Genomic DNA, 311 nt, shown 5'->3' with positions numbered 1-311 from the left:
TTCGAGCAAGCGGCTGATGCCATGCCGCTGCAGGCAGCGGTGCAGTGAAGAGCGCGTCAGATGCGGTATGGTTGGCTGCAGAGCATAGAGGCAGTCATCCAGTGGCAGCAGCATGTGACGCCGAAAGGCGACGATGATCGCCTCTTCTTCGATGCTGAGAACCCTCGAGTGCGCTTCTTTCGGGCCCATCGCTGAATCTTCCACGCTATCCCGCTTGCGCCACTTGGCGACGGTCTTGACGTTAATGCCAAGCTCCCGGCTCAACGCCGCGTTCGAAGCTTTCGATCGCTGTATGAGAGCTCGGACAGCGT

The 311-nt window shown here is 59.5% G+C and carries 1 pseudogene; it reads right to left on the bottom strand.

Annotation, left to right across the window (positions count from 1 at the left end):
* A pseudogene (locus AC58NV_RS23800) lies at nt 1-311 on the bottom strand (IS481 family transposase); the annotation flags it as partial.

The sequence above is a fragment of the Leisingera sp. ANG49 genome (assembly GCF_059694505.1).
The sequence above is the reverse complement of the archived record's forward strand: the minus strand, read 5'-3'. Positions and strand labels throughout refer to the sequence as shown.